This window comes from Paenarthrobacter sp. NPDC057981 (assembly GCF_042886835.1).
GTDB lineage: Bacteria > Actinomycetota > Actinomycetes > Actinomycetales > Micrococcaceae > Arthrobacter.
In genome coordinates this window covers 26,329-50,942 of record NZ_JBHVQI010000012.1, presented here as the reverse complement: position 1 = coordinate 50,942, position 24,614 = coordinate 26,329, and the positions used below count along the sequence as shown (strand labels likewise).

Below are 24,614 nucleotides of genomic sequence, written 5' to 3'. Positions count from 1 at the left end.
GCGGTTACTGGTAGCGGCGACGATACACGGGGTCCAGCGTCTCCGGGGGTACCCCCAGCATCTCTGCCGTGTACTCCACCACAACGTCATGAACCAGGTCCTGCAGCTCGTCTCGGGTGGTGGTGCCCTGCTCCACCACCCGGCGGAAGACCGTGATCATGGGCGGTTCACCGCGGCCACCGGGGGTGTAGGCACCCATGGGCGCCGGGTTGCCCGTGGCGACCAGTTGTTCCAGGTTCGGCGGGATCTCGTCCACCGCGAAGAGGACGCCGTCCAGTTGTTTGCCCCACATGTCCTGGAGGCGCTCGGCGGAGTCAAGCACCATGTCGTCGAACCGCTCCGAGCGGGTGCGGAAACCTGGAAGGTTGGGAAGCATCAGCTCACCCCGCAACCCCCTGCCGTGGCGGTTGCGACGGCGCTGCCGGAATCCCCGCCCGCTTGATCCGGCGTGTTCCTCTGTCTGATCGCCATCGGCGTCAGTCCACCGGACGGTAAATCCGGGAACATGTGGCTGTGACTGCATATATCGACTTTAGTCCCGGGTAACGGCCAGCGCGACATCATTGTCCACACCGCGCCGAAGTCGCCGAAACCACGCCCTGCATTGGCAGCCACGGGGCCTCAATGCGCACCACAGGTACCAAGTGGCGCTAATCTGGGATGTTGTGGGTGCTATTCGTCAGTGTTCGAGATCAGCCTGCCGCCAGTCTGCGGTGGCCACTTTGACGTACGTGTACGCCGACTCAACGGCTGTCCTGGGTCCGCTTGCCACCTATGCAGAACCGCACGCGTATGACCTCTGCGCTCAGCACGCCGACAGCCTCACCGTCCCGCGCGGCTGGGAAGTACTGCGCTTGGCCATGCCTGCGACACCCCCGCAGCCTGGTCCGGATGATCTCCTGGCGCTGGCGAACGCAGTCCGCGAGGCAGCGTCGGCCGCTCCGGAAACACCTGCCCGCCAAAGCCACCCGCACATCGAGGCCCCGGCCAGCGCCGAGGGCACCCGCCGGGGCCACCTCCGCATACTCCGCGAGCCGTCCTAAGGCTCCACCGCCCTTGGAGCGGACGACCGCCGCTTGTGCCGCCGTCGTGCCTCAATCCGTCGTCGTGATCCAAAGCCTGCGCTCCCGCGCGGTAGTCTGGAAGCTGCAGATAAATCCGCCAGCGGCGCCAGGCCGGCGCCACCCAGGGAGCATCATTCATGCCAAAGGTCAGTCCTGAACTGTTGTCCATCCTGCGCTGCCCCGTGACGGGTTCATCGCTGGTCCAGGAGGGCGAGGAGCTGGTATCGACAGCTGACGCCGCGGACGGCGTCAAGCCCCGCTACTCCATTGAGGACGGCATTCCGCTGCTGCTGCCTCCGGAACTTCTGGCTGCGGCCAATGCGGCCGGCTCGAGCCAGCACGATTCCAAGGCCTAGCAGCCCGTTTCCTACCGGGCTCGGATTCACAACGCACGTTTAACACCCGCACGGCACCTAAGGACTTCCATGACTTTCGACTACAAAGTGGCTGATATTTCGCTCGCCGAGGCAGGCCGCCACCAGATCCGGCTTGCCGAGCACGAGATGCCCGGCCTGATGTCGCTTCGCGCCGAGTTTGGCGCTTCCCAGCCGCTCAAGGGCGCGCGTATCGCCGGCTCCCTGCACATGACGGTTCAGACCGCGGTGCTCATCGAAACCCTCACGGCGCTCGGCGCCGAGGTCCGTTGGGCCTCCTGCAACATCTTCTCCACCCAGGACGAGGCCGCTGCCGCAATCGTGGTCGGGAAGGGAACCCCGGAGGACCCGCAGGGCGTTCCGGTCTTCGCCTGGAAGGGTGAAACCCTTGAAGAGTACTGGTGGACTGCCGAGCAAATTCTCACCTGGCCTGGCGCCGACACCAACCCTGAGTTGGGCCCCAACATGATTCTCGACGACGGCGGCGACGCCACGCTGCTGCTGCACAAGGGCGTGGAGTTCGAGGCAGCCGGCGCTGTCCCGGCGGCCACGGAAGCGGACCCCGAGGAATATGCGATCATCCTCGACCTCCTTCGCCGCACGCTGGCAGAGGACCCGCAGAAGTGGACCCGTATCGCAGGCCTCATCCAGGGCGTCACCGAAGAAACCACCACGGGTGTCCACCGTCTTTACCAGCTGGCCGAGCAGGGCAAGCTCCTCTTCCCGGCCATCAACGTCAACGACTCCGTCACCAAGAGCAAGTTCGACAACAAGTACGGCATCCGCCACTCCCTTCCGGATGGCATCAACAGGGCCACGGACGTCCTCATGGGCGGCAAGGTCGCCGTCGTCTGTGGCTATGGCGACGTCGGCAAGGGCGCGGCGGAAGCGCTGCGGGGCCAAGGTTCGCGCGTCATCGTTACCGAGATCGACCCCATTTGTGCCCTCCAGGCCGCCATGGACGGCTACCAGGTGGCCAAGTTGGAGACCGTGCTGGCACAAGGCGATATCTTCATCACTACCACCGGCAACAAGGACGTCATCCTTGCCGAACACATGCTGGGCATGAAGAACAAGGCCATCGTTGGCAACATCGGCCACTTCGACAACGAGATCGACATTGCCGGCCTGGCCAAGGTCGAGGGCGTCAAGAAGGTCCAGATCAAGCCGCAGGTCCACGAGTGGGTCTTCGACTCCGGCACGGACAACGAGCGCTCGATCATCGTTCTCTCTGAGGGCCGCCTGCTGAACCTGGGCAATGCCACGGGCCACCCGTCATTCGTGATGAGCAACTCCTTCGCCAACCAGACGATCGCGCAGATCGAGCTCTGGACGAAGAAAGACCAGCCGGAGGGTGAACGCGAGTACCAGAAGCAGGTTTACGTTCTTCCGAAGATCCTGGACGAGAAGGTGGCACGCCTGCACTTGGACGCCCTCGGCGTTGAATTGACGGAACTGAGCAAGGAACAGGCCGAGTACCTGGACCTGGATGTCGCGGGCCCCTACAAGCCGGAGCACTACCGCTACTAAGGGCTCCCCGTCATCCACAATCGATGGAGAAAGGCCGGCACGCGATCAGCGTTGCCGGCCTTTCGACTAGAATTGGGTATTCAGTACGGCTTGCCGGGGGACAGGATGACGGGAAACATGACGGAAGTCGCAAAACGGAAAACGGGCAAGGTCCTTGCCATCATCGGGGTCTGCGCGGCCATTGCCGTGGGCGGAATCGGCGTGGCCACAGTGCCCGGATTGTTGCCCGGCTCTTCTCAGGACACTGCCACCGCCCCGTCTCCTACTCCTACTGTGGAGGCCAAACCCGTCGAGGTCGGAATCACCCCGCTCGATGGCGCCGTGGAGTGGAACCCAGTGGTGGGTCCCCAGATCAAGGCAGTCAACGGCAAGGTCAAGAGTGTTGTATTGACGCCAGTTGATGGCGGGACGCCGGTGGTTGGCAAGATCAGCCCCGATGGCACCACCTGGACTACCCAGGAAGTGCTGAAGTTCAAGACGAAGTACAACTATTCCTACACGGTGGCGGACACCGCGGGGAAGGAAACCAACAAGTCCCAGACCTTCACCACGGTTTCGGCCGCATACGAGGCAGACGCGTCCATCTATCCCCGGAACGGCACCACTGCCGGTTCCGGCCAGCCGATCGAAATCAACTTCAGCGAGCCGGTTGTGGATAAGGCGGCCATGGAGAAGCGGGTGGCCATCACCGTCTCTTCCGGCCAGCCTGTCGCGTGGCATTGGTACTCGGACAAGAAGGTGCGCATCCGGCCCGAGGCATTCTGGGCTTCCGGAACCACAGTGACCGTTGACATGAAGCTGCTGGGTGTCGATTTCGGCAACAACATGATCGGCAACGGGGATGTAGTGTCCACCTTCACCACCGGACCGCAGCGGATAGCAGTGGTGGATGACACCACCAAGACCATGAACGTCTACTCCGACGGGCAACTGGTCCACACGGCCCCCGTGTCCCTCGGCGGTGAGGACTGGTTGTCGCCCACCGGCTACGCTGTCATCCTCGAGCAGGAACGGAAATCCAACTTCAACGCCGGCAGCATCGGCCTGAAGCCCGGAGACAAGGGCTACTACCCGCCGATGGTGGTGGACTACGCCAACCGCCTGACGTGGTCGGGTGTTTACGTGCACCAGGCACTTGAGGCAGCATGGGGAGCCATCGGCCGGGTGAACGTCTCTCACGGTTGTGTGGGCTTGCTGCCGGATGACGCTGCCTGGTTCTTCAACAACATGAAGACCGGCGACGTCGTGCAAATCCTGAACACGGGAGCACCGGCTGTTGAACCATTGGAAGGTTTTGGCGATTGGAACATTCCTTGGGCGAGCTACGCCCAGCGGTAATCCAGCTGTTAGGATCGGCGCAGTGATTATTTCCTGCGCTCTTTGACCCGGATTTCTCTTTGACCCGGATTTGCCGTGCCGACCAATTGTTGGCCTCCGGTTTTGTGCTGCCCTCCATCGTGATGACAGGTGTCCCTTAGGGGAACCCGCTGACGGGTTCCCCAGCTCCTTCCCCCGGACCCACTTCATCACCTGGAGCACCATATGACCACTCAACCAACCCTTCGCCCGGACTGCGGCAACTGCTTTGCGCTGTGCTGCACTGCCCTGGGATTCACGCGCTCTGCGGATTTCGCCATCGACAAAGCTGCCGGGTCGCCGTGTCCAAACCTGGCGGCGGACTTTTCCTGCACCATCCATCAACGGCTGCGGCCCCGTGGGTTCACGGGCTGCACGGTTTTCGATTGTTTCGGCGCCGGACAGCTGGTTTCCCAGCACACCTTCGGTGGAACCAGTTGGCGGGAGCGGCCCGCTTCCGCACCCGGGATGTTCGCCGTGTTCAAAATCGTCAGGCAGCTCCACGAGATGCTCTGGTACCTGGACGAAGCCCGGCAGCGGACCTTCGATCCCGAGCTCGCCACCGCGGCGGCGAGCCTCGCCCAGCACGTGGCGGCCACCACCCGTGGTGACGCCACCACGGTCCTGGAGGCCGACGTCGAAAGCCTCCATGGGCAGGTACGGAGCCTCCTCATGGAGGTCAGCGAGGAGGTTCGCGCTTCCTACGGTGCGGACGAACGGCACTTGCCCGACGGCGGCCTGCAGCCAGGTGCCGACCTGATGGGAGCCCAGCTGGCGAACCTCAGCCTCTGCGGCGCGGACCTGCGGGGTTCCTACCTGATAGGGGCCAAGTTGACCGGGAGTGACCTGGCGGCCGTGGACTTGTTGGGGGCGGATCTGCGCGGAGCCGAGTTGTCGGGCGCGGACCTTTCCTCAGCGCTCTACCTGACGCAAGCGCAGATCAACGCGGCCGAAGGCAACTCACGGACACTTCTGCCTTCACGGCTCCGCAGGCCGGATTACTGGGGTGATTCCGTTCCGGACCGTGACTCCGGGCCGAACTAGGGTTCGTGGGTGTACGGGAGCTTCCGTAACCGTGCGCCCATCACAGCGTTCCTCTGCTCGGCCTGACGCAGACGGGAAAGTTCACGGTTGCGTCGTTCTCCGAGGACTGCACCAATGTAGTCCTCGGGGATGGTGCCCCGGGGCGGAGGCGGTGCAACGTAGCGTGCCAACTCCGAGGCCAGGGACGTTGCCATCGACAGCCGTGATGCCGGTGCCATGAGGTACGCCTGCTGGACAAACGTGCCGGCCCGGCGGGCGGTGGAGTCCGGTACCCGCCCGATGTCCGCCATGGCCACCCATCCTTGCAGGTAAGGGGCCGCAACGGGCGTGATCCGGGGTTTCGACGGCACGCGCAGGCGAAGCGAATACGTTCCGGCAACGATGTCGCCCAGCCGTTTGGACTTCTCGTTGAACAAGGCCACCCCAATGGCCAGGCCACCGAAGGTCATGTAGATCTCCAGGAAACCAAGCAGTCCACGGATCAAGGCGTGCCGGAAACGGATGGATCCGCCGTCGTCGCGTACGATCCTCAGACCCGTGGCGAGCTTTCCCAACGAGCGCCCGCGGGTGAGGGTTTCCACGGTGACGGGCACCACCACTACCGAGAAGACAACGCTGCACAGGACCAGAGCCTGGATCGCCGAATCGTCAAGGTCCGAAGACGCCGACAGGACGAGGATGATCAGGAGTATTGCGAGGAGCACTTGCGAGACGACATCGAGAAGGAGACCCAGCCCGCGGGCAGCAAAAGACGCTGAGCGCAGCTCCAGGACCACTGCCTCGCCTGTGATGATCGAACTCAACCCAGCCCCCACGCTTTCCGGACATGCAGTGCCCGGTGGCGTCTGCACAACGAGTCTAGCGGCGTGCCGGGGAAATGACGCCGGTCTCCGGCTTACAGATCGGTCCCAGGGTTGGGCTCCAGGCGTTAGGGTGGTGCCGTGGACATCGATGCCTTCTCGGCCGTACATGGGGATAAATGGTCGCGGCTTCATTTCCTGGCGCACAAGCGCCGGTTGACGGGGGAGGAAGCGGACGAGCTGCTGCGCCTGTACCAAACGGTTTCCGGGCACTTGTCGCTGATTCGTTCGGTGGCTCCTGAAACCAGTTTGTCCTCGTCGTTGTCCGCAGCCCTGGCGCAAGCCCGCACCCGGTTCACTGGTGCGCGTTCGAACTTCATGGAAGATCTTGCCCGATTCTTTGTCATCTCACTGCCGGCTGCGTTTTACCGGATCCGATGGCTGACACTGTGGTGTGGGCTGGCCTTCACTGTGGTCGGGGTGGCTTACGCTTTCTGGATCGGGACCTCGCCGGATGCGCTGAGGGCAGCCTTCGGCAGCGACGAAAGAGTTCGCAGGTACGTCGAGGAAGACTTTATCGACTACTACTCGGAGAACCCGGCGGCATCCTTCGCCGGGGCCGTGTGGACCAATAACGCGTGGATTTCGGCCCAGGCCGTAGCGTTCGGCGTCACAGGGTTCTGGGTGCCGTACATACTTTTCATGAACGCCCAAGCCGTGGGGATCGCCGGTGGAGTCTTCATGGCATCGGGAAAAACAGACGTGTTCTTCAGCTACATCCTCCCGCACGGGTTAATGGAACTCACGGCAGTGTTCATCGCATGCGCTGCAGGGCTCAGAATATTCTGGGCCATGGTCCGTCCCGGCCCCAGGACGCGGATGCAGGCTGTAGCCGATGAGGGTCGGTCTTTGATCACGATCGCACTGGGTTTGGTGCTGGTCCTGCTCGTGTCAGGCATGGTGGAAGGCTTCGTGACGCCCAGCCACCTCCCGGTATGGGCAAAGATCGCCATCGGCGCCACTGTCCTGGCCGGATACTGGACGTACACGCTGCTACTCGGTGCCAGGGCCGTACGTGCGGGGGAGACCGGCGACCTGGATGCCAACGACGGCGGTTACAGAAGCATCGCTGCATAGACCTTACAGTTACGTTTCAATCTGGTGTAAGGCGCTTGGTTCCTCGTGTCGCTGCAAACCCGGGCGGTAGGCTCGAATGCAGACAAGAGAGCCGGCAGCACGCATTCGCCGGTGGATGCCTACGGAAGTGAACCCCTGTGAGCGACAAGAGCCCAAAACCACAAGAACCGGACACGGACGTCCACGAGGACCCCGACGAGCCGGCCTTCGACTGGATGAAGCCAAAGACGTCCAGCGGTGCCTCCCCGGCGGCACCTGCGACGGCGCCTACCGCCGCAGCTGGCGCCGGGCAGCCGGAGAGCCGCGCCGACCGCAAGGCAGCAGAAGCAGCCGACGCCCCTGCCGAGCCGCCGCTGTTCGCTGACACGCTCGCGGATGCATCCTCGGGCAAGCAGCCCTCGCACTATTCTGAACCGTTGCCGACGTCGGCCCTTCAGGTCCGTCCGCCGGAAGACGAAGTGGCACGGCGCAATGCTGAACGTGAGCAAGCCGCCAAGGTGAAGCCGGTTGGTCCCCGCGTCTTCCAGGTGCTGTTGGCGGTTTTCTACCCCGTCATCCTGCTGGTGCTGGCCGTGAGGGCAGTGACCAGCCCGTTGTTCCTTTGGGTCGAATACAACCGCCCGGGTTTCCCCGGCGACGGCTACGGCTTCAACACTGATGACCGCATGACCTACGGCTCGTACGCCGTGGACTACCTCAGCAACTGGGCAGGTCCCCGATACCTCGGTGGCCTGGTCAACCAGGATGGCGCCAAGCTCTTCAAGGACAGCGAAGTGGCGCATATGGCGGACGTCAAAACGGTGATTCTGTCCTCCTTCGGCGCCGGGCTCCTGCTCATCATCCTCAGCATCATTGCCATCATTTACTTGCGGAAGCGGAGCAACGGCGGAATCCGTCGCGGCCTGTTCGCCGGCTCCATCGTCACCCTGGTTATCATCATCGGCCTCGCCGTATTGGCGGTACTGAGCTGGCAGCAGTTCTTCACCGAGTTCCACCGGATCTTCTTCGCCAACGGCACCTGGACCTTCTCCTTGGAAGACACCCTCATCCGGCTCTTCCCGGGACAGTTCTGGGTCGATGCGGGCATTGTCATCGGCGCGCTGGTGTTCATTGCCGCGACGTTGACCTTCATCTTCACGTGGCCGACCAAACGGCGGCGTGGCCTGGTTTCCGGCGAGGCAGAACGCGACGCCGAGGGCCAGGACGAATCAAGCGATGAGGTATCCAACCCCGCTGTTGCGGGGGATCGCGGCTGAAGCGACGCATAAGCCATCTCCGAACGGACACGAAGCCGAAGACATTTCGGCTCCGTGTCCGTTTTTAAATACGAAGACGCGGTCAGGCGTCCAGGTGGTCCTACTTCCCGTAGAGCTTCTCCACAGTCGAGGAAAAGTCTGTCACCACGGCCGACCGCTTGAGCTTCAGGGACGGCGTCAGGTGCCCGGACTCGACGCTGAGTTCGGCCGTGATGAAGGCGAACTTCCTGATGGACTCAGCCTCCGAGACGAGCCTGTTGGCCTCATCCACGGCAGACTGTACGGCCGCCCTCACGCGGTCGTCATGGGCTGCTTCCTCAAGGCTGAGAGCACCGTATTTGTTCTCGGTGCACCAATCCGCCAAGCCTTCGGGGTCCACACTGATCAAGGCCGCCACGAAAGGCCGGCCATCTCCAACAACCACAGCCTGGCCCACCAGCGGGTGTTCGCGCAGCTTCTCTTCCAAAGGAGCGGGAGCCACGTTCTTGCCTCCCGCAGTCACCAGGAGATCCTTCTTACGGCCGGTGATGGTCAGGAAGCCGTCAGAGTCCAGCTCACCCAGGTCTCCGGTACGGAAAAAGCCATCCACAAAGGCGGCCTCAGTGGCTTCCTCGTTGCCGTGGTAGCCCTTGAACACCCCGATGCCTTTGACAAGCACTTCACCATCTTCGGCAACGCGAATGGTGGTTCCGGGCAGCGGGATACCCACGGTTCCGATGCGCGACATGCTGGGCGTGTTGACCGTGCAGGGTGCAGTGGTTTCCGTCAGGCCATAGCCCTCCAGAACGGGGACACCGGCGCCGTGGAAGAAGTGGTTTTCCCGCAGGCTAAGGGGGCTGGCGCCAGAAACCGTGTAGCCCACGTTGCCGCCGAAAATCTCCCTCACCTTGGGATAGAGAAGCTTGTTGAACGCGCTGTGCTTGGTTCTCAGCAACCAACCAGGACCCGAACCCTGACCTCGCGAGGCGAGGTCAACCGCCGTCGAATATTCGACGGCGGTTGCGGACGCCGCCGCGAAAAGGCGGGCTTTTCCGGACATGGCAGCCTTGTGGCTGGCGCCGGCATAAACCTTTTCGAAGATCCTTGGGACAGCCAGCAGGAACGTCGGCTTGAAGGACCCGAGGTCCGCCATCAGCCCGCTGGCACCGGCGCTGTGACCCAGGGTGATCCCGGCGGTGAGGCACACCACCTGGACGGCCCGGGCCAGGACGTGTGCCAGAGGCAGGAACATCAACGTCCTTGCGCCCGGTTGCATCAGAAGCTCCGGCAGGAACGGAATAACGTTGCGGGCCACCAGCACAAAATTTCCGTGCGTTATTTCGCAACCTTTTGGCTTGCCGGTGGTTCCGGAGGTGTAAACAATGGAAGCGATATCGGCCAGCTTTGCCGTGCTGCGCTGACGCTCCAGTTCGGCATCCATGACGCCGATTCCGACGGCGGACACGCTGGTGAGGTTGGGGGCGTCGCCGTCGTGTTCCATCCGGATGATGGCGATAGGGTCGTCGCCGAGGAGCTCGGACTTATCCACGACGGAATGGACCAGCTGCACCTTCCCTGCGTCCTCTACAAAGATGCGCCGGGCTCCGGAGTCGGCCAGGATCCACTCGATCTGGCTTGCGGACGAAGTCTCGTAGATGGGCACCGTGACGCCGCCAGCCATCCAGATTGCGAAGTCCACCAAGGTCCACTCGAAGCTCGAATGGGACAAAACTGCCACGGGGTCACCAGGGTTGAGTCCGCCGGCGATGAGGCCCTTGGCCAACGCAGTGACGTCCGCAAGGAACCGCGCGGCTGAAACGTTGAGCCAGCCGTTGGCTGTGTTGTGCGCGTACAGGACGCCGAACGGATCCTTGGCGCACCGCTCCAGAAGCAGGTCCGTCACATTGCTGTCCTCGTCGGCCTCGACGAGCAGCTCCGTGCTTGCTTCCCTCACTGCTTGCCTCCTAGATCCACGATGGCATCCACATTCTCATACGCCAGTCCTGGTAGCTGATGACCTCCGCCGTCAGCACCGGATAGAAGAAGGCCGTGGCAAGGACGGCCAGGACCACGACACCTGCCACCACATACAGTCCGGAACGCCTGCGCCAGGGTGGATCGGTGCTGCGTCCGAGCACCAAGCCGAGCACGTACGTCAGGGCAAGCACCAGGAATGGTTCAAACGAGACTGCGTAGAAGATGAACATGGTGCGTTCGGGGTACATGAACCACGGCAGATATCCGGCGGCGACCCCGGCGAGGATGGCCCCTGCCCGCCAATCGCGGCGTCCGGCCCACCAGAACAGCAAAATGACCAGTGCGATGGTTCCGCCCCACCAGACCACGGGATTTCCTACCGGCAGGATTGCCGAGGAGCAGGTCTCCACGAGGCAGCCTGCGGTTCCTTGCTTGGGCGACTGGTAATAGAAAGAGGTAGGGCGGCCCATGACCAGCCAGGTCCATGGACTGGATTGGTAGGGATGCTCGGCACTGAGTCCCTGGTGAAACTTGTACGCCTCCAGGTGATAGTGCGCCAGGGAGCGCACGGAATCGGGCAACCAATCCCAGCCCGGGGCCGGGTTGGTGACAGCCCATTGGCGGTAGTAGGCGTCCTTCGACAGGAACCAGCCTGTCCAGGTTGCGGTATAGGTGACAACAGCGACAGGAATGATGGTGAAGAATGCGGGGATACCGTCTTTGATGACACCGGCACTGAACCAGTTCCTGATACCCGCGATCCGGCGGGCGTTCAGATCCCAGAGCACGGTCATGACGCCAAAAGCAGCCACGAAAAACAATGCCGACCATTTAGTGCCCACGGCGAGCCCGAGGCAGATGCCGGCCACAAGGCGCCACCACCGCATCCCCAACCATGGTCCGGCCACCAGTTGGCTCGCCAACGGGCGGTTGCCGGACGAAGCAGCCGCTTGCGCGGCGAGCCGGGAGGCCAGTCGACGGCGGCCGTCGTCGCGGTCCATCAGAAGGGCGCCAAAAGCGGCGAAGAGCCAGAACGCCAGAAAGATATCCAGCAGCGATGTCCGGGACAGGACCAGATGGTGCCCATCAAGTGCGAGCAACAGACCCGCAACCGCCCCAAGAGTGTGGGAGCGGAAAAGTTTCAGGGCAATGAGCGAAACCAGGAAGACCGTAAGCGTGCCGGTGAGCGCTGCTCCGAACCGCCAGCCGAAAGGGTTGTCAGAGCCGAACAACCACATGCCGAAGGCGATCATCCACTTCCCGACCGGGGGGTGGACCACGTACTCGGGCGTGTTCAGCAGGATGTTGGGATTGCCGGCGTTGAACGAGTCGTTGGCATTGGCCGGCCAGCTACGCTCATAGCCACTCACCAGAAATGAGTAGGCATCCTTGACGTAGTACGTTTCGTCGAAAACCAGGCTGTGCGGGACATCAAGCCTGAAGAACCGGAGAATGCCACCAAGGACCGCGCTGATGGTGGGAATCAGCCAGAACCACAACCGCAACGATGCTGGGTAGTCGCGCCAGCTTTGGATGCCGCCGATGAGGCGCTGTTTCAATGCCTCGGCGCTGAAAGCCTCAGAAGGCCGTTCAATCCAACCGTGCCCTTCGAGTCCGCGACCAGCTGCGGCCTTCCTCGGGCTGTGGTGTAGTATTCCGGGAGGCTGCCAAGCAATCAGTTTCCTTACCGGCTTTAAGGCGGTGTTCCCCGATGGGCGTTGGCCCGCATCGTCTGGCAGGTCCGACGATGCAGAGCCACCGGAAGCGGTTTCAGAAACGGGTGACTGGTTCACCCGCCCATGCTACCTGTCGATCCTTGGCGCTTAGCTGAACTGCTGTTTCGCCCGGCGTGGGCAGTAGGCTTGGCAGGTGGACGAAGAGCGAAGCACCCCCGTTGAAACCCCGTTGGACGACGAATCTCTTGAGCTGGGGAAGCCCGCGCTTCCAAGCGGGACAGCCGCCGGAGTTGGCCGGATCGTTCTCGCCGCAACACCCATAGGCAACGTCGGAGACGCGTCCTCCCGTCTGATCGAGCTCCTGGGAACCTCGGACATTATCGCGGCGGAAGACACGCGCCGCCTGCACCGCCTGGTCCAGGCCCTTGGAGTGGAGGTCTCCGGCAGGGTCATCAGCTACCACGAACACAATGAGGCCACCAAGACCGCTGAGCTGCTGGATCATGTGCGCGCCGGAAAGACCATTCTCATGGTCAGCGACGCCGGCATGCCGGCAGTCTCGGACCCGGGTTTCCGTCTGGTGGAGGGTGCTGTGGAGGCCGGATTGACCGTCACCGCGGTTCCTGGGCCGTCCGCTGTCCTGACCGCGCTCGCGTTGTCGGGCCTGCCGACCGACCGCTTCTGCTTCGAAGGCTTCCTGCCGCGGAAGTCCGGAGACCGGAACTCCCGCTTGGCCGATCTTGCTGATGAACGCCGCACCATGGTCTTCTTCGAGGCTCCGCACCGGCTCGAAGTCATGCTGCGTGCACTGCACGAGCGCTTTGGAGCGGACCGCCGGGTGGCCGTCTGCCGTGAGCTCACCAAGACCTATGAGGAAGTCATCCGGGGCTCCCTGCGTGAGCTTCTGGAGTGGGCAGAGAGCAATGAGGTCCGCGGTGAGATCGCAGTGGTCGTGGCTGGTGCGCCTGAACAGGAACCCGGCAAACCCGAGGACCACGTTGCCGCGGTGAACGAGCTCGTCTCGCAGGGCATCCGCTTGAAGGAAGCCGTGGCGGCCGTTGCCGAGGACGCCCGCGTCAGCAAGCGGGAGCTGTACTCAGCGGTGTTGGCAGCCCGCTGACAAAGCTGTGCAGCTGCACAAAATGGCGCCCGTATGGCAGTGCGTGAAGGCGTAGACACTCCTTCCGGCGGGGCAGTACCGTGGCAGTAATTCAAGCCACTTCCGGCAACGAACCCCCCGTGGTGCAAATCTCCAAAGCACCCAAGACGAAGGAGTCGCCATGACTGTCACGGTTGAACGCGAAAGCGAACTGCTGGCTTCCGTTCCCACCGGCCTGCTGATCAACGGTCAGTGGCGCCCGGCTGGATCGGGTAAGACCTTTGATGTTGAGGACCCCGCCACGGGCAAGGTCCTGCTCAGCATTTCCGACGCCGGTGCAGAAGACGGTGCCGCCGCCCTCGACGCCGCCGCTGCTGCACAGGCCGACTGGGCCCGCACCGCCCCGCGCGAACGCGGCGAAATCCTGCGCCGCGCCTTCGAGCTCGTTACCGAACGCGCCGAGGACTTCGCCCTCCTCATGACCCTGGAAATGGGCAAGCCGCTGGCCGAAGCCCGTGGCGAAGTGACTTACGGTGCTGAGTTCCTGCGCTGGTTCTCGGAAGAAGCTGTCCGCGTGTCCGGCCGCTACTCCGCCGCGCCGGACGGCAAGAACCGCCTGCTCGTCCAGAAGAAGCCGGTTGGCCCCTGCCTGCTGATCACCCCGTGGAACTTCCCGCTGGCCATGGCCACCCGTAAAGTTGCCCCGGCTGTCGCTGCCGGTTGCACCATGGTCCTCAAGCCTGCCAACCTCACCCCGCTGACCAGCCTGCTGTTCGCCCAGGTCATGCAGGAAGCCGGTCTTCCGGCTGGCGTCCTGAACGTCATCCAGACTTCCACGGCCGGCGCCGTTACCGGCCCGTTGATCAAGGACGACCGCCTCCGCAAGATCTCCTTCACCGGCTCCACCCCGGTGGGCCAGGCCCTCATCCGTGAAGCTGCTGACAAGGTCCTGCGCACGTCCATGGAACTGGGCGGCAACGCGCCGTTCGTCGTGTTCGAAGACGCCGACCTGGACAAGGCTGTTGAAGGAGCCCTCGCTGCCAAGATGCGCAACATGGGAGAGGCCTGCACCGCCGCCAACCGCTTCATTGTGCACGAGTCCATTGCAGACGCTTTCGCGGAGAAGTTTGCCGCCAAGATCGGCTCGCTCACCACCGCCCGCGGCACCGAGCCCGAGTCCAAGGTCGGCCCCCTGATCGACGGCAAAGCACGCGACGGCGTTCACGCCTTGGTCAGCGAGGCCGTTGAAGGTGGCGCCGAGGCAGTCACCGGTGGTGCCGCCGTCGACGGTCCCGGTTACTTCTACAAGCCCACCGTGCTGAAGAACGTCGCCGAGGACGCCCGCATCCTCAAGGAAGAGATCTTCGGACCGGTAGCCCCGATCATCACCTTCTCCTCCGAAGATGACGCCGTTCGCCTGGCCAACAACACGGAGTACGGTCTGGTGGCCTACGTCTTCACCAAGGACCTGAACCGCGGCCTGCGCATCAGCGAACGGATCGAGACCGGCATGCTGGGCCTCAACGCCGGCGTCATCTCCAATGCCGCCGCTCCGTTCGGTGGCGTCAAGCAGTCGGGCCTCGGTCGCGAAGGTGGCTCCGAAGGCATCGAAGAGTACCTCTACACCCAGTACGTAGGTATCGCGGACCCGTACGCCGACTAGGCTGCGCAGGATCCCGTCCGCCGCTCTCGCAACAAGAACGGTTGACACCCACAGGGCCCGGCCCGGAACCACAAGTTCCTGGCCGGGCCCTGTGCCGTTGGCGCTCATGCGGCGTTGGGGCTGTTGCCTTAGCGACGCTGGGGGAGAACCTCACGCAGGGACCGCCAGCCGCGGACAACCGCCCACGCCACGCCTTTGCCCAGACTGCCCAACGCCCTGAACGGCGAACCCAAGGCCCGGCCCCAGCGGCGCATCATCGACGGCGGAAGCCAGTCCGCGCGGAACCGCACCAACCAGCGTGCATTGTTCCGTAACGACTCACGCACGACGGCGATGCGGGGCGACGCCGGCGGGGCCGCCACCGCAAGGCGGCCATAACGAAGCCGCTCGTAGTCCGCGGTGAGGGACGCGACTGCGGTGTGAGCGGCGTCGTCGAGTCCTCCCGACTCTCCCAACGCGGCACTGGAACGCAGCCTTGCGGAGAAGTGCCGGGGCGTCTCGCTGGGCGTCGAGGGCATGCCGTAGTCGGTGGCAAGGTCCTGCAGCTCGGCCCATGCCAGGTCCGGTCCGGGATCCTTGTAACCTGGCGGCAGTACGCCAGTGTCATCCGGGGGCTTGGTGTTCAGCCGGCGCCGCCTGAGAACGGCCCTGCTGAGCCTGGGCGAGCACAGGAAGCCGAGCAGAAGCACCACCCCGGCCGCCGCGGCACCGATCACCGGGAGGGGGCTGACATTGCGCGAGCCGGCTGCCGGCGCCCCGACATCGGGCACGGGGAGCGGTGCTGTAGCCACCGGGGCGGGGGTGGTCAGGGGCTCCTTCTCGTCGGTATTGGTGCTGAGGTTGCCGGTGACGGAGTTTTCCGTTGCGTAGTCAGGGACAACGCCACGGGACGGGGTCGGCTCAAACGGAACCCAGCCGAGGCCTTCGAAGTAGAGCTCCGGCCAGGCGTGTGCGTCCCGGGCGTCGACCTCGTACTCGGGGAACGAGCCCTGTCCCACCAAAGCAACCGATTCACCGGTGAGGCGGCCGGGGGCGTAGCCGACAGCGATCCGGCTCGGAATGCCTTCGGTCCGTGCCATGACCGCCATGGCTGAGGAGAAGTGCACGCAGTAGCCGCTCTTGACCGTCAGGAAATCGGCCAGGACGGAGAGGCCATTTCCGTCGTAGCCGTTCTGCACGGGGGCTTGCAATGAATAGGTAAAGGCGCCCGAACGCAGGTACTTCTGGATGGCCAGGGCTTTGGCGTAGTTGTTGTTGCCTGCCGGCGCCGTGACCGAGTCCGCCGTTTGCCGCACGATGTCGGGCAGGTTGGCGGGGATCCGGAGGAAATCGTCGGAGATGGATCGCGGCGGTGCCGTGGCTTGGGTCAGGGCTGCCGCGGTAAGCTTCGGCGCTGCTGAGAAGACCACGTAGCGTTGCGCACGCGTTGTCGTCTCCGTACTCATGATGCTCAGCGTGTTCGGATCCCAGGTCCACTGTCCGTTGAGACCGTTGACTGAGGCCGGGGCGAAGGGCGCGGGGAGGTAAGGACTGGTGAACAGGCCGGCATTGACGGAGGTCACGGCGTTGACCACCTGGCCCTGGACCGCGTAACCGGTCTCAATCCTGTCCGCCCCTGCACGGCGCTCGGCCACACGGTCATTGGGCGCCCAGGTTTCGCCGTCGAAGTTGTCGATCGTGACGGACCTCAGATAGAGCGGCGTCGTGGAGCTTGTTGCATAGGTGATTCTGCCGGACCCTGTCGGGCTGCGGAGACTGTTGCCCAAGGTGATCATCGGATTGAGCCCGTTGGCGGTACCCCAGGGACTGAGCCGCGAACCTTGGGGGAACGTGCCCGTTTCGAACCCGGGGATGGCAAGGGGCGCCACCATTGTCAGGGCAAGCGCCAGCCCGCCGGTGACCAACGAGCGCCTGAATTGTCCAGGACCCCGCCCCGTTCCCGACTGCAAACGGGCATCCGGGGCGAACCAGTGGCTGCATCCGAGAATCAGGAGATACCCCACTGCCGCGCCGAGGAATCCGGCAACACCCACGCTTTGGGGTTTGATCGTTGCCGGAACCACCATGATGGCCAGGATCCCGATGCCACTGGCGGCCGGCATCGAAAGCGGCACCGCCAATGCGTCGATGAGGATCACCAGCAGTCCAAGGCAGGCGCACATGACAAAAACGATCCCGGCGTTTGGCGCGACCGGCGCACTCTCGGAGACGACGGTCTCCGCGGCCCGCTTGATATGACGTCCGACGGCGGTGAAGGTTGCCGGAGTGGGGATAAAGCCAGCCAGGCTCTCCTGGCGGCAGAACGTGAAGCTGAGAATGGCCGCCAATGACACAAAGGACCCCAGAGTGGCCAGCAGCGGCTGGGCCCGGAGGGACCGAAGCGCTGCGAGCGTCACGGAGACCACCAGGACCGTGGTCATCAATGGCATGAACCATGCCCAGCCCCTGAGGACGCCATTGAGCGACAAAGCGGCACCCAGCACTGCCACGGCGATGGAACCGGCCATAATCCACGGGTAGGCGCCGGGGCCGGCACGACGCGGCCGGGGTTGCGCGCCGGGCGGCTTTGGGCGGGAAGTTCCGCCGGCAGGGCTCGGTGGTTGGCTGCCGCGGTGGGAGGTGGTGGTCATCGCGGTACCGCCGCTCCACGCCGGACATCCATGGCAGCACCCGCGGCTGCGACGATTCCGCCTTCGTCAAAGGCGGACCAGGCAGATGCCAGCTGGGATTTGGCTGTCACGGGGGCGACCCTCCAGCCGGCGCGACGCAGGATCTCCAGTGCATCCGCATTGCTTCGAGAGGGGTCGCTGATGACCAGGGCGAAGGCGTTGGCTCCGTACGCTGCAGCCGGAGCCAACGCCCTGGCCTCAGCGGGAGTCAGAGCGCCCAGCAAGGCCAGCAGGGGTCCACGCAAACGGTGCGCCGCCAGCTTGTCCATGAGGCGGTCATCGAAGACTGAGTCCGGGGCGTCGGTGGATGCTTGGCCTGTCCGGGCATCACGGTGATCGGACCCTCGGTGATCGGACCCTCGGTGATCGGACCTGACCTGGTCAGCCCGGTGATGCTCCGAGCGGACGTGCCTGGGACCGCTGAGCTCGATGGCGGCCAGCCCCTCCGCAATTGCCTGCAGGCCGCCTGCGCCGGAGAACTCTTCGGCGTCGGGATCCGGTGCCGAGCGGGACCGGAGGAACGCGGGGCCGCCAAAGGCATCAAGAAGCCGCAAGGAATAGTTCCGCTCCGACAGATGCGCGGCCACAGACATAGCGGCAGTCACGATCCATTCAAAATCAGGGCTCGTGACCAGGTCCGAGTCTTCGTCATGGGCACCGAAAACAGACCCTGCGCCGGCGGCAAACGCCGAAAAGCGCTGATCCAGGATGAGGGTGGCCTCAGGAGTTGTCACGGACTCCTCCTGGCGGACCATGAGCTGACCATGTCGTGCCGTGGCCGCCCAGTGCACGCGCCGCATGGGGTCCCCGTGCCGGTATTCACGGGTCATGATGTCATCGTCGCTGGGGTTGGCGCGGATGCGTGTCGCCGTCACGCCGTCGTTCCCCCGCGCCCCGGCCAGGCCGGTGACCGGAAGTTCGACGGCGGCCGGCGTCACGGTGAGGAGGTCGCCGTCGTCAATTGAATGGCTTCTCAGGGAGAGGCCGAAGGGATCACTGAACTCGGCGGTCACCGGACCGATGCGGAACTGCCCCCGCTTACCGGAGCGAAGATGGTATTCGTAACGGCTCGTGCCGCCGGAGGCGGAGCGGGCCGGGAAACGGAAGGCGGGAGGCTCGCCGAAACGGGGAGGCAACTGCTCCTCCATGATCACGTGTCCCGTGGAAAAGTTCGTCCGCGCAACCGCTAGCCGGACAGTGGTGGTGCTGGAGGTTTCCACAGTGGAGGGATTGAACTCCCGGTACACCTGGAACTTGGGTTTCAGAACCCGGACACCGGCAAGGGCAACCAAGGGGAGCAGGAGCAGGAGGACTGCCAGGGAGAGCAGATCCCGCCGGCCCATGACATAGGCGGAGCCCAGGGAAATCGCGCCCGCGGCCAAAAGGCCCCAGCCCCGCGTAGTGAACAGGTGCTTGGGAAGCCGGTCCATGAGTGCCATCGCGATGCCTCCTAAACGGCGTGGCGGTCCCTGCGCCACGCGCCCGGCGGTTCCTGGGCAACCGGAAGGGATGCCAGGATTCCGCGCAGGACGGTTTGGGGAGTGTCGCCGGAACTGGCCGCCTTCCGGTCCAGGATGATCCGGTGGGCGAGCACGGACTCCGCAACATCCACCACGTCATCCGGAAGGACAAAATCGCGGCCATCCAAGGCAGCTGTGGCCTTTGCAGCACGCAACAGTTGCAGGAGCGACCGGGGACTGGCGCCGAGACGAAGGCGGGCGCTGTCGCGGGTGGCCCTTCCGATGGCCACCGTATATTCCTTGATGGCGGTGGACACGTGGACCTGTTGGACCGTAGCGATCATGGCGGCGACATCAGCGGCTGTGACCACCGGGGTCACCTTGACCAGGGGAGAGGCGGCCTGGTGGGTTTCGAGCATCTCGATTTCAGCGTCCTTATCGGGGTAGCCCATCGAAATCCTGGCCATGAAGCGGTCGCGTTGTGCTTCGGGCAACGGATAGGTGCCCTCCATCTCGATCGGATTCTGGGTAGCCACTACCATGAACGGGGAGCCCAACTGGTAGGAATGGCCATCCACAGTGACCTGATGCTCTTCCATGCATTCCAGCAGAGCAGACTGGGTTTTGGCCGACGCCCGGTTGATCTCATCGCCGATGACGATGTTCGCGAACACGGCTCCCGGACGGAATTCGAACTGCCGGGATGACTGGTTATAGATCGATACGCCGGTGACGTCCGAAGGCAGGAGGTCCGGAGTGAACTGGATGCGGGAGACCGTACAGTCCACGGTGCGGGCCAGCGTCTTTGCCAGCAGCGTCTTCCCGACCCCCGGCACGTCCTCCAGCAGCAAATGCCCCTGCGCCAGCAGGACCGTCAGCGCCAGCTTGGCAGCATCGGCTTTTCCGTCAATGACTTTATTGATCGAGTCCAGGATGCGCTCACTGGCATCGTGGAACCTGTCCTGATCCATGACCTGCGGCCGGTGCCCGTTCAGTCCTGCGCCGTCCCGGCTGTCCCGGGGCAGCGAACTGTATGCCCCGCCCTGGAGGGGCGAAGATTCAACGGTGACTTGTCGCTTGGACTCCATGGATTGCCCTTCAGCCTTGGCCGCGGCACCGCCGGTGCTGGCCGCTTGTCCGTTCCAGACTACCCAGAGTTTGGCCGTCCCTGACATAGTGCTCCCGGAATTTATGTGCCAACTGGAATTTATCGGGCACAACAGGGGGACCGCAGTCCGATTAAGGTGGAGGCATGTGCAATTCCCTTGCTCCCGTCCCGTACCGTGCGTCACAGGAAGCCGAAGAAAAGCCGGATCCCCGACGGGAGTACCCGCCTGCCCCGGAGCCCTTGCCGGTGCCGGTGATGGACAACCACACGCACTTGGACTTCCGGCAAGGTCTGCTTGAGGTGTCAGTGCGGGACGCCATGGATTCCGCCGAGGCCGTGGGTGTGCAGGGAGCCGTCCAGGTTGGTTGTGACTTGGAGTCCTCGCGTTTCACCGTTCAGGCCGTGGAGGCCGACCCACGCCTGCTGGGTGCTGTGGCAATCCACCCCAACGATGCCCCCGTTTACGCGGGGCGCGGTGAGTTGGAATCGGCGCTCGCGGAGATCGAGGACCTCGCATCGCACCCCAGGATCCGCGCCATCGGCGAAACAGGACTGGATTTCTTCCGCACCCACGGGGAAGGCCTGGCCCATCAGCGCTACTCCTTCCGGCGCCACATCGACATCGCCAAGCGGCTGGGGCTGACCCTGCAGATCCACGACCGCGATGCCCACGACGACGTAGTCCAGGTGCTCCGGGAAGAAGGTGCCCCCGAACGCGTGGTGTTCCATTGCTTCTCCGGCGACGAGGAACTGGCCCGGATCTGCAACCACAACGGTTGGTACATGTCGTTCGCCGGAACCATGACGTTCAAGAATGCCGGCAACCTGCGGTCTGCCCTGGCCATCGCCGAACCTGGCCGGATCCTGGTGGAAACGGACTCGCCGTTCCTCACGCCGCACCCCCACCGAGGACGCCCCAACGCGAGCTACATGGTTCCGTACACGGTTCGGTCCATGGCTGAAGTGACAGAAAATGACTTGGCAGAACTCTGTTCGCGGTTGGCCGAAAATACGCTGGAAGCCTACGGTTCCTGGGCGTAAATGGAGCCCTTTCCTCCACCGGAGGCGGCCCTCTCATGGATACCCGGTATGCAGAAGTCTTGGCCCGTTTATAACAGATCGGTTACTGTGTTAAACAAGTAGCCGGGGTCGGGGAAGGCCTTCGGACAACTGGCCCCGTTAAGTCCGGGCCCATCAGTTGAATGTTTTTGGCGGCGCAGATGCCGGCAGCAAGAGTGGGACCAGGCAGTTTTGTCTGGCCCCTCGGTTTTGCGGCTGGCATTATTTCTGTGCTTTTCCCCGTGCCCGGATGGTCTGAGAGTTATGGGCAATCGTGATCAAGTTCTTCACAACGGATGGCAAGTTCAGCTTCCTCAAAGTCGGTGCCCAGTTGCTGGTAGTCGCAGCGCTGGTGGTCGGTGTGGTCGCCTTCGTCGGCAACAACAAGACCGTCACCCTCAACGTTGACGGAAAAGTGAGCTCCATCCAGACCTTCGGCGGCACCGTTGATGAAGTAGTCAGGGCAGCCAAGGTCGAGTTGAAGGACGCAGACCGCGTTTCACCGGCTCTGGACGCGCGGGTCGATAACGGTTCCGTGGTGAACATCAACCTCGCCAAGGCCGTGTCCATCGAGCTGGACGGTGCCCGAAAGACTGTCAACACCACCGCCTCCGACGTCGCCGGCCTGGTTAGTGAACTGGGAGTCGCAAGCTCCTCGCAGGTCTCCCAGCCGAAGGAAGCTGCCCTGGAAGTCACGGGTTCCTTCGTCTCGATTTCGACCCCCAAGACCATCAGCGTGGTAGCTGACGGCAAGAGCACCAGCACCACCACGACGGCGACCGATGTCGCCAGCGTCTTGAAGGACGCCGGCATCACTGTTGGCACCAACGACCGCCTCTCCCAGCCAGGTAACGCCCCGGTCATCCAGGACATGGTGATCAAGGTTTCCCGCGTGGACACCAGCAAGACCGCCGAGGCCACTGAAGAAGTACCTTTCGACAGCGTTAAGACTGAAAGTGCCGATCTCTTCAAGGGCGAAGAAAAGGTTACGCAAGCAGGCGTCGCAGGTTCCCTGGTCAAGACCTTCAAGCTGGTTCTCGTCGATGGCCGCGAAGCATCGCGAACACTGGTCTCCAGCAACGTGGCCACCCCGCCTGTGGCCGAAAAGATCAGCGTAGGCACCAAGGCCCGTCCGGCTGCCACTCCCGCAGCTGCTGCAGCTCCGGTAGCGAGCGGACCCACCGGCGCCCCGAACGAAGCCATGTGGGACAGGATCGCCCAGTGCGAGTCCGGTGGAAACTGGGCCATCAACACCGGTAATGGCTACTACGGTGGTCTGCAGTTCTCCGGCCCCACCTGGCTTGCCAACGGCGGTGGCGCGTACGCTCCCACGGCCAACCTGGCCACGAAGGCCCAGCAAATCGAAATCGCCAACCGCCTCTACGCCAAGAACGGCCTCAGCGACTGGGGCTGCGCCCACGCAGCGTGACCCCGGACAGGCGATACGATACCTAGGTGACTGAACCGAATTCCGAACCCGCCGCCGTCGCGCCTTTGTTGGGCGCCACAGACATCCGGCGGCTCGCCGAAGAAATCGGTGTACGCCCCACGAAAACATTGGGGCAGAACTTTGTGATCGATGGCAACACCATTCGAAGGATCGTCTCGGCGGCCGGCATTGACGCTGACGAGACTGTCCTTGAGGTAGGGCCTGGACTGGGCTCCCTGACCTTGGGGCTCTTGGATGCCGCCAAGACTGTTGTGGCGGTGGAGATCGACCCCGTCCTGGCTGAAAAGCTGCCCGAGACGGTTAGGTCCTGGCGCCCCGAGGCCACGGACAACTTCCACCTGGTCCTCTCCGACGCCATGAAAGTGACGGAACTTCCGGTTGCCCCTACGGCGTTGGTGGCCAATCTGCCCTACAACGTGGCTGTGCCCGTGGTCCTGCACCTGCTCCAGCATTTCCCCAGCCTTCAACACGGCCTGGTCATGGTCCAGGACGAGGTTGCCGACCGCCTTGCCGCCACCCCGGGGTCCAAGATCTACGGCGTTCCCTCGGTCAAAGCGGCCTGGTACGGTCACATGCGCAAGGCCGGTGTCATCGGGATGAACGTGTTTTGGCCGGCGCCGAAAATCCATTCCGGACTCGTCGCCTTCACCCGGCATGAACCTCCCGCCACGCACGCCACCCGCGAGCAGGTCTTTGCGGTCATCGATGCGGCCTTCGCCCAGCGCAGGAAGACCCTCCGCGCGGCCTTGGCAGGGTGGGCGGGAAGCGCCGCCGAGGCCGAACGGTGCCTGGTGGCTGCCGGAGTCGACCCCACAGCACGCGGCGAGGTCCTGGACATCTCCGCCTATGTCAGGATTGCCGAAGCCCGCCACCCCGTGGGCGCATGAATCCGGGAACCCGTAAGCCCGGCATCCTCCCTTTTGCGGGGGACAGGTTCCATCCCCGGACAGTCCGTGTCAAAGCGCCAGGGAAAGTCAACGTCTCCTTGAGCGTTGGACCGCTCAGGGCCGATGGCTACCACTCCGTGGCGAGCGTCTACCTGGCGGTGTCCCTGTATGAGGAAGTAGCTGCCACCAGCACGGAAACGCCGGGAATCACCGTGAGCATCAGTCCGGACAGCACGCTGGACCTGGACGGTGTTGACATCCCGTTGGACGAACGAAACCTCGCGTACAAAGCTGCGGCGATCATGGCCGAGGTCTCCGAAAAGCCCACGGGTGTGCACCTGGAGATCACCAAGCGTGTCCCTGTCGCCGGCGGTATGGGTGGCGGTTCAGCGGATGCCGCGGCAACACTTCTGGCCTGCGACGCCCTGTGGGACAGCGGCCTGTCGCGCGAGGAGCTCGCGCACTTGGCGGCCGAGCTGGGCGCGGACGTGCCGTTCTCGCTCCTGGGAGGCACCGCCGTCGGACTTGGGGTGGGCGACAAACTCTCGCCCGCCCTGGCAAAAGCCCAGATGGACTGGGTCCTCGTGTTCGCCGACTACGGACTGTCCACTCCGGACGTGTTCCGAACCCTGGATGGGCTGCGCGATTCTGAAGGCGTGGACGTTCCCGAGCCGGTGGACGTGGATCCCACCATTTTGCAGGCCCTGCGCAACGGGGATCCGGAGACCCTCAGCCGGGTACTCATCAATGACCTTCAACGGGCGTCGATCACCCTGGCGCCGCAGCTTCGCGACACCATCGGACTGGGTGAAGCACGCGGTGCCTTGGCGGGCATGGTGTCAGGCTCCGGGCCTACGATCGCGCTGCTCGCGCGGGACTCCGTGTCGGCCAGTGTCCTTGCTGAGGAGCTGACCCATCGGGGCCACATCGCCGTCGCGGTTCACGGACCTGTTCATGGGGCACGGATCATCTCCGATACGCTCCTCTAATACCCCTGTTGTTACCCTGTACCTCCGCATTCCAGCA

General features: G+C 63.8%; 20 protein-coding genes. 13 read left to right on the top strand and 7 right to left on the bottom strand.

Going from position 1 to position 24,614, the window contains the following annotated elements; genetic code table 11:
- Nucleotides 1-4 precede the first annotated feature (4 nt).
- Nucleotides 5-523, bottom strand: coding sequence for a metallopeptidase family protein (locus ACFVSI_RS12610; RefSeq protein WP_387823884.1), 519 nt, complete (start codon nt 521-523; stop codon nt 5-7).
- A gap of 142 nt (nt 524-665) precedes the next feature.
- Between ACFVSI_RS12610 and ACFVSI_RS12605 the strand changes: the two genes are divergently transcribed.
- The 5 genes from ACFVSI_RS12605 (at nt 666) to ACFVSI_RS12585 (ending at nt 5,368) form a co-directional block, all read left to right on the top strand.
- Complete coding sequence (locus ACFVSI_RS12605; protein ID WP_387823881.1) at nt 666-1,043, top strand: DUF3499 domain-containing protein; 378 nt, start codon at nt 666-668, stop codon at nt 1,041-1,043.
- A 158-nt stretch (nt 1,044-1,201) separates the two neighbouring features.
- The gene (locus tag ACFVSI_RS12600; protein ID WP_387823878.1) at nt 1,202-1,420 is read left to right on the top strand and encodes a Trm112 family protein; all 219 of its coding nucleotides are present in this window, start codon (nt 1,202-1,204) and stop codon (nt 1,418-1,420) included.
- A 69-nt stretch (nt 1,421-1,489) separates the two neighbouring features.
- On the top strand, nt 1,490-2,968 hold the full coding sequence (gene ahcY / locus ACFVSI_RS12595; RefSeq protein WP_387823875.1) for an adenosylhomocysteinase: 1,479 nt from the start codon (nt 1,490-1,492) through the stop codon (nt 2,966-2,968).
- 117 nt (nt 2,969-3,085) lie between these two features.
- A complete protein-coding gene (locus ACFVSI_RS12590; protein WP_387823872.1) occupies nt 3,086-4,306 on the top strand; it encodes an Ig-like domain-containing protein in 1,221 nt (406 codons plus the stop codon).
- Between the two features lie 204 nt (nt 4,307-4,510).
- Nucleotides 4,511-5,368, top strand: a complete 858-nt coding sequence (locus ACFVSI_RS12585) for a pentapeptide repeat-containing protein (protein ID WP_387823870.1) — start codon at nt 4,511-4,513, stop codon at nt 5,366-5,368.
- Here ACFVSI_RS12585 and ACFVSI_RS12580 read toward each other — a convergent pair.
- Complete coding sequence (locus tag ACFVSI_RS12580; RefSeq protein ID WP_387823868.1) at nt 5,365-6,171, bottom strand: RDD family protein; 807 nt, start codon at nt 6,169-6,171, stop codon at nt 5,365-5,367. The genes ACFVSI_RS12585 and ACFVSI_RS12580 overlap by 4 nt on opposite strands.
- A 138-nt stretch (nt 6,172-6,309) precedes the next feature.
- On the opposite strand from ACFVSI_RS12580, the gene ACFVSI_RS12575 reads away from it, so the two are divergent.
- Together ACFVSI_RS12575 and ACFVSI_RS12570 are read left to right on the top strand one after the other, a co-directional pair.
- Nucleotides 6,310-7,305 (top strand): stage II sporulation protein M, encoded by a 996-nt coding sequence (locus ACFVSI_RS12575; protein ID WP_387823865.1) that lies wholly within the window; start codon nt 6,310-6,312, stop codon nt 7,303-7,305.
- A 137-nt stretch (nt 7,306-7,442) separates the two neighbouring features.
- On the top strand, nt 7,443-8,561 hold the full coding sequence (locus ACFVSI_RS12570) for a TIGR01906 family membrane protein (protein WP_387823862.1): 1,119 nt from the start codon (nt 7,443-7,445) through the stop codon (nt 8,559-8,561).
- Nucleotides 8,562-8,661: 100 nt separating this feature from the next.
- On the opposite strand, the gene ACFVSI_RS12565 is transcribed toward ACFVSI_RS12570, so the two are convergent.
- Together ACFVSI_RS12565 and ACFVSI_RS12560 are read right to left on the bottom strand one after the other, a co-directional pair.
- Entirely contained in the window at nt 8,662-10,494 is a 1,833-nt protein-coding gene (locus ACFVSI_RS12565; RefSeq protein ID WP_387823859.1) for an AMP-dependent synthetase/ligase, read from the bottom strand.
- A gap of 10 nt (nt 10,495-10,504) precedes the next feature.
- Entirely contained in the window at nt 10,505-12,172 is a 1,668-nt protein-coding gene (locus ACFVSI_RS12560; protein ID WP_387824053.1) for a dolichyl-phosphate-mannose--protein mannosyltransferase, read from the bottom strand.
- A gap of 271 nt (nt 12,173-12,443) precedes the next feature.
- Here ACFVSI_RS12560 and rsmI point away from each other — a divergent pair, with 271 nt between their 5' ends.
- A complete protein-coding gene (gene rsmI / locus ACFVSI_RS12555; RefSeq protein WP_387824050.1) occupies nt 12,444-13,313 on the top strand; it encodes a 16S rRNA (cytidine(1402)-2'-O)-methyltransferase in 870 nt (289 codons plus the stop codon).
- Nucleotides 13,314-13,473: 160 nt separating this feature from the next.
- Entirely contained in the window at nt 13,474-14,955 is a 1,482-nt protein-coding gene (locus ACFVSI_RS12550) for an NAD-dependent succinate-semialdehyde dehydrogenase (protein ID WP_144661936.1), read from the top strand.
- A 128-nt stretch (nt 14,956-15,083) separates the two neighbouring features.
- Here the strand turns inward: ACFVSI_RS12550 and ACFVSI_RS12545 are convergent, their stop codons facing one another.
- The 3 genes from ACFVSI_RS12545 to ACFVSI_RS12535 are packed head-to-tail and all read right to left on the bottom strand — an operon-like array spanning nt 15,084 to nt 20,172.
- Entirely contained in the window at nt 15,084-17,585 is a 2,502-nt protein-coding gene (locus tag ACFVSI_RS12545) for a DUF3488 and DUF4129 domain-containing transglutaminase family protein (protein WP_387823856.1), read from the bottom strand.
- Nucleotides 17,582-19,063 (bottom strand): DUF58 domain-containing protein, encoded by a 1,482-nt coding sequence (locus tag ACFVSI_RS12540; protein ID WP_387823853.1) that lies wholly within the window; start codon nt 19,061-19,063, stop codon nt 17,582-17,584. The genes ACFVSI_RS12545 and ACFVSI_RS12540 overlap by 4 nt, the downstream gene beginning before the upstream one ends.
- An 11-nt stretch (nt 19,064-19,074) precedes the next feature.
- Nucleotides 19,075-20,172: an AAA family ATPase gene (locus ACFVSI_RS12535; protein ID WP_387824047.1), complete on the bottom strand. Its 1,098-nt coding sequence runs from the start codon at nt 20,170-20,172 to the stop codon at nt 19,075-19,077.
- Nucleotides 20,173-20,336: 164 nt separating this feature from the next.
- On the opposite strand from ACFVSI_RS12535, the gene ACFVSI_RS12530 reads away from it, so the two are divergent.
- The 4 genes from ACFVSI_RS12530 (at nt 20,337) to ACFVSI_RS12515 (ending at nt 24,577) form a co-directional block, all read left to right on the top strand.
- Nucleotides 20,337-21,233 carry a TatD family hydrolase gene (locus tag ACFVSI_RS12530; protein ID WP_387823850.1) on the top strand — a complete coding sequence of 299 codons (897 nt, stop codon included), beginning with the start codon at nt 20,337-20,339 and terminating at the stop codon, nt 21,231-21,233.
- Nucleotides 21,234-21,525: 292 nt separating this feature from the next.
- Nucleotides 21,526-22,680: a transglycosylase family protein gene (locus ACFVSI_RS12525; protein ID WP_387823847.1), complete on the top strand. Its 1,155-nt coding sequence runs from the start codon at nt 21,526-21,528 to the stop codon at nt 22,678-22,680.
- A gap of 26 nt (nt 22,681-22,706) precedes the next feature.
- A complete protein-coding gene (gene rsmA / locus ACFVSI_RS12520) occupies nt 22,707-23,588 on the top strand; it encodes a 16S rRNA (adenine(1518)-N(6)/adenine(1519)-N(6))-dimethyltransferase RsmA (RefSeq protein WP_387823844.1) in 882 nt (293 codons plus the stop codon).
- Nucleotides 23,585-24,577: a 4-(cytidine 5'-diphospho)-2-C-methyl-D-erythritol kinase gene (locus ACFVSI_RS12515; RefSeq protein WP_387823841.1), complete on the top strand. Its 993-nt coding sequence runs from the start codon at nt 23,585-23,587 to the stop codon at nt 24,575-24,577. Before rsmA ends, ACFVSI_RS12515 begins: the two co-directional genes overlap by 4 nt.
- Nucleotides 24,578-24,614 lie beyond the last annotated feature (37 nt).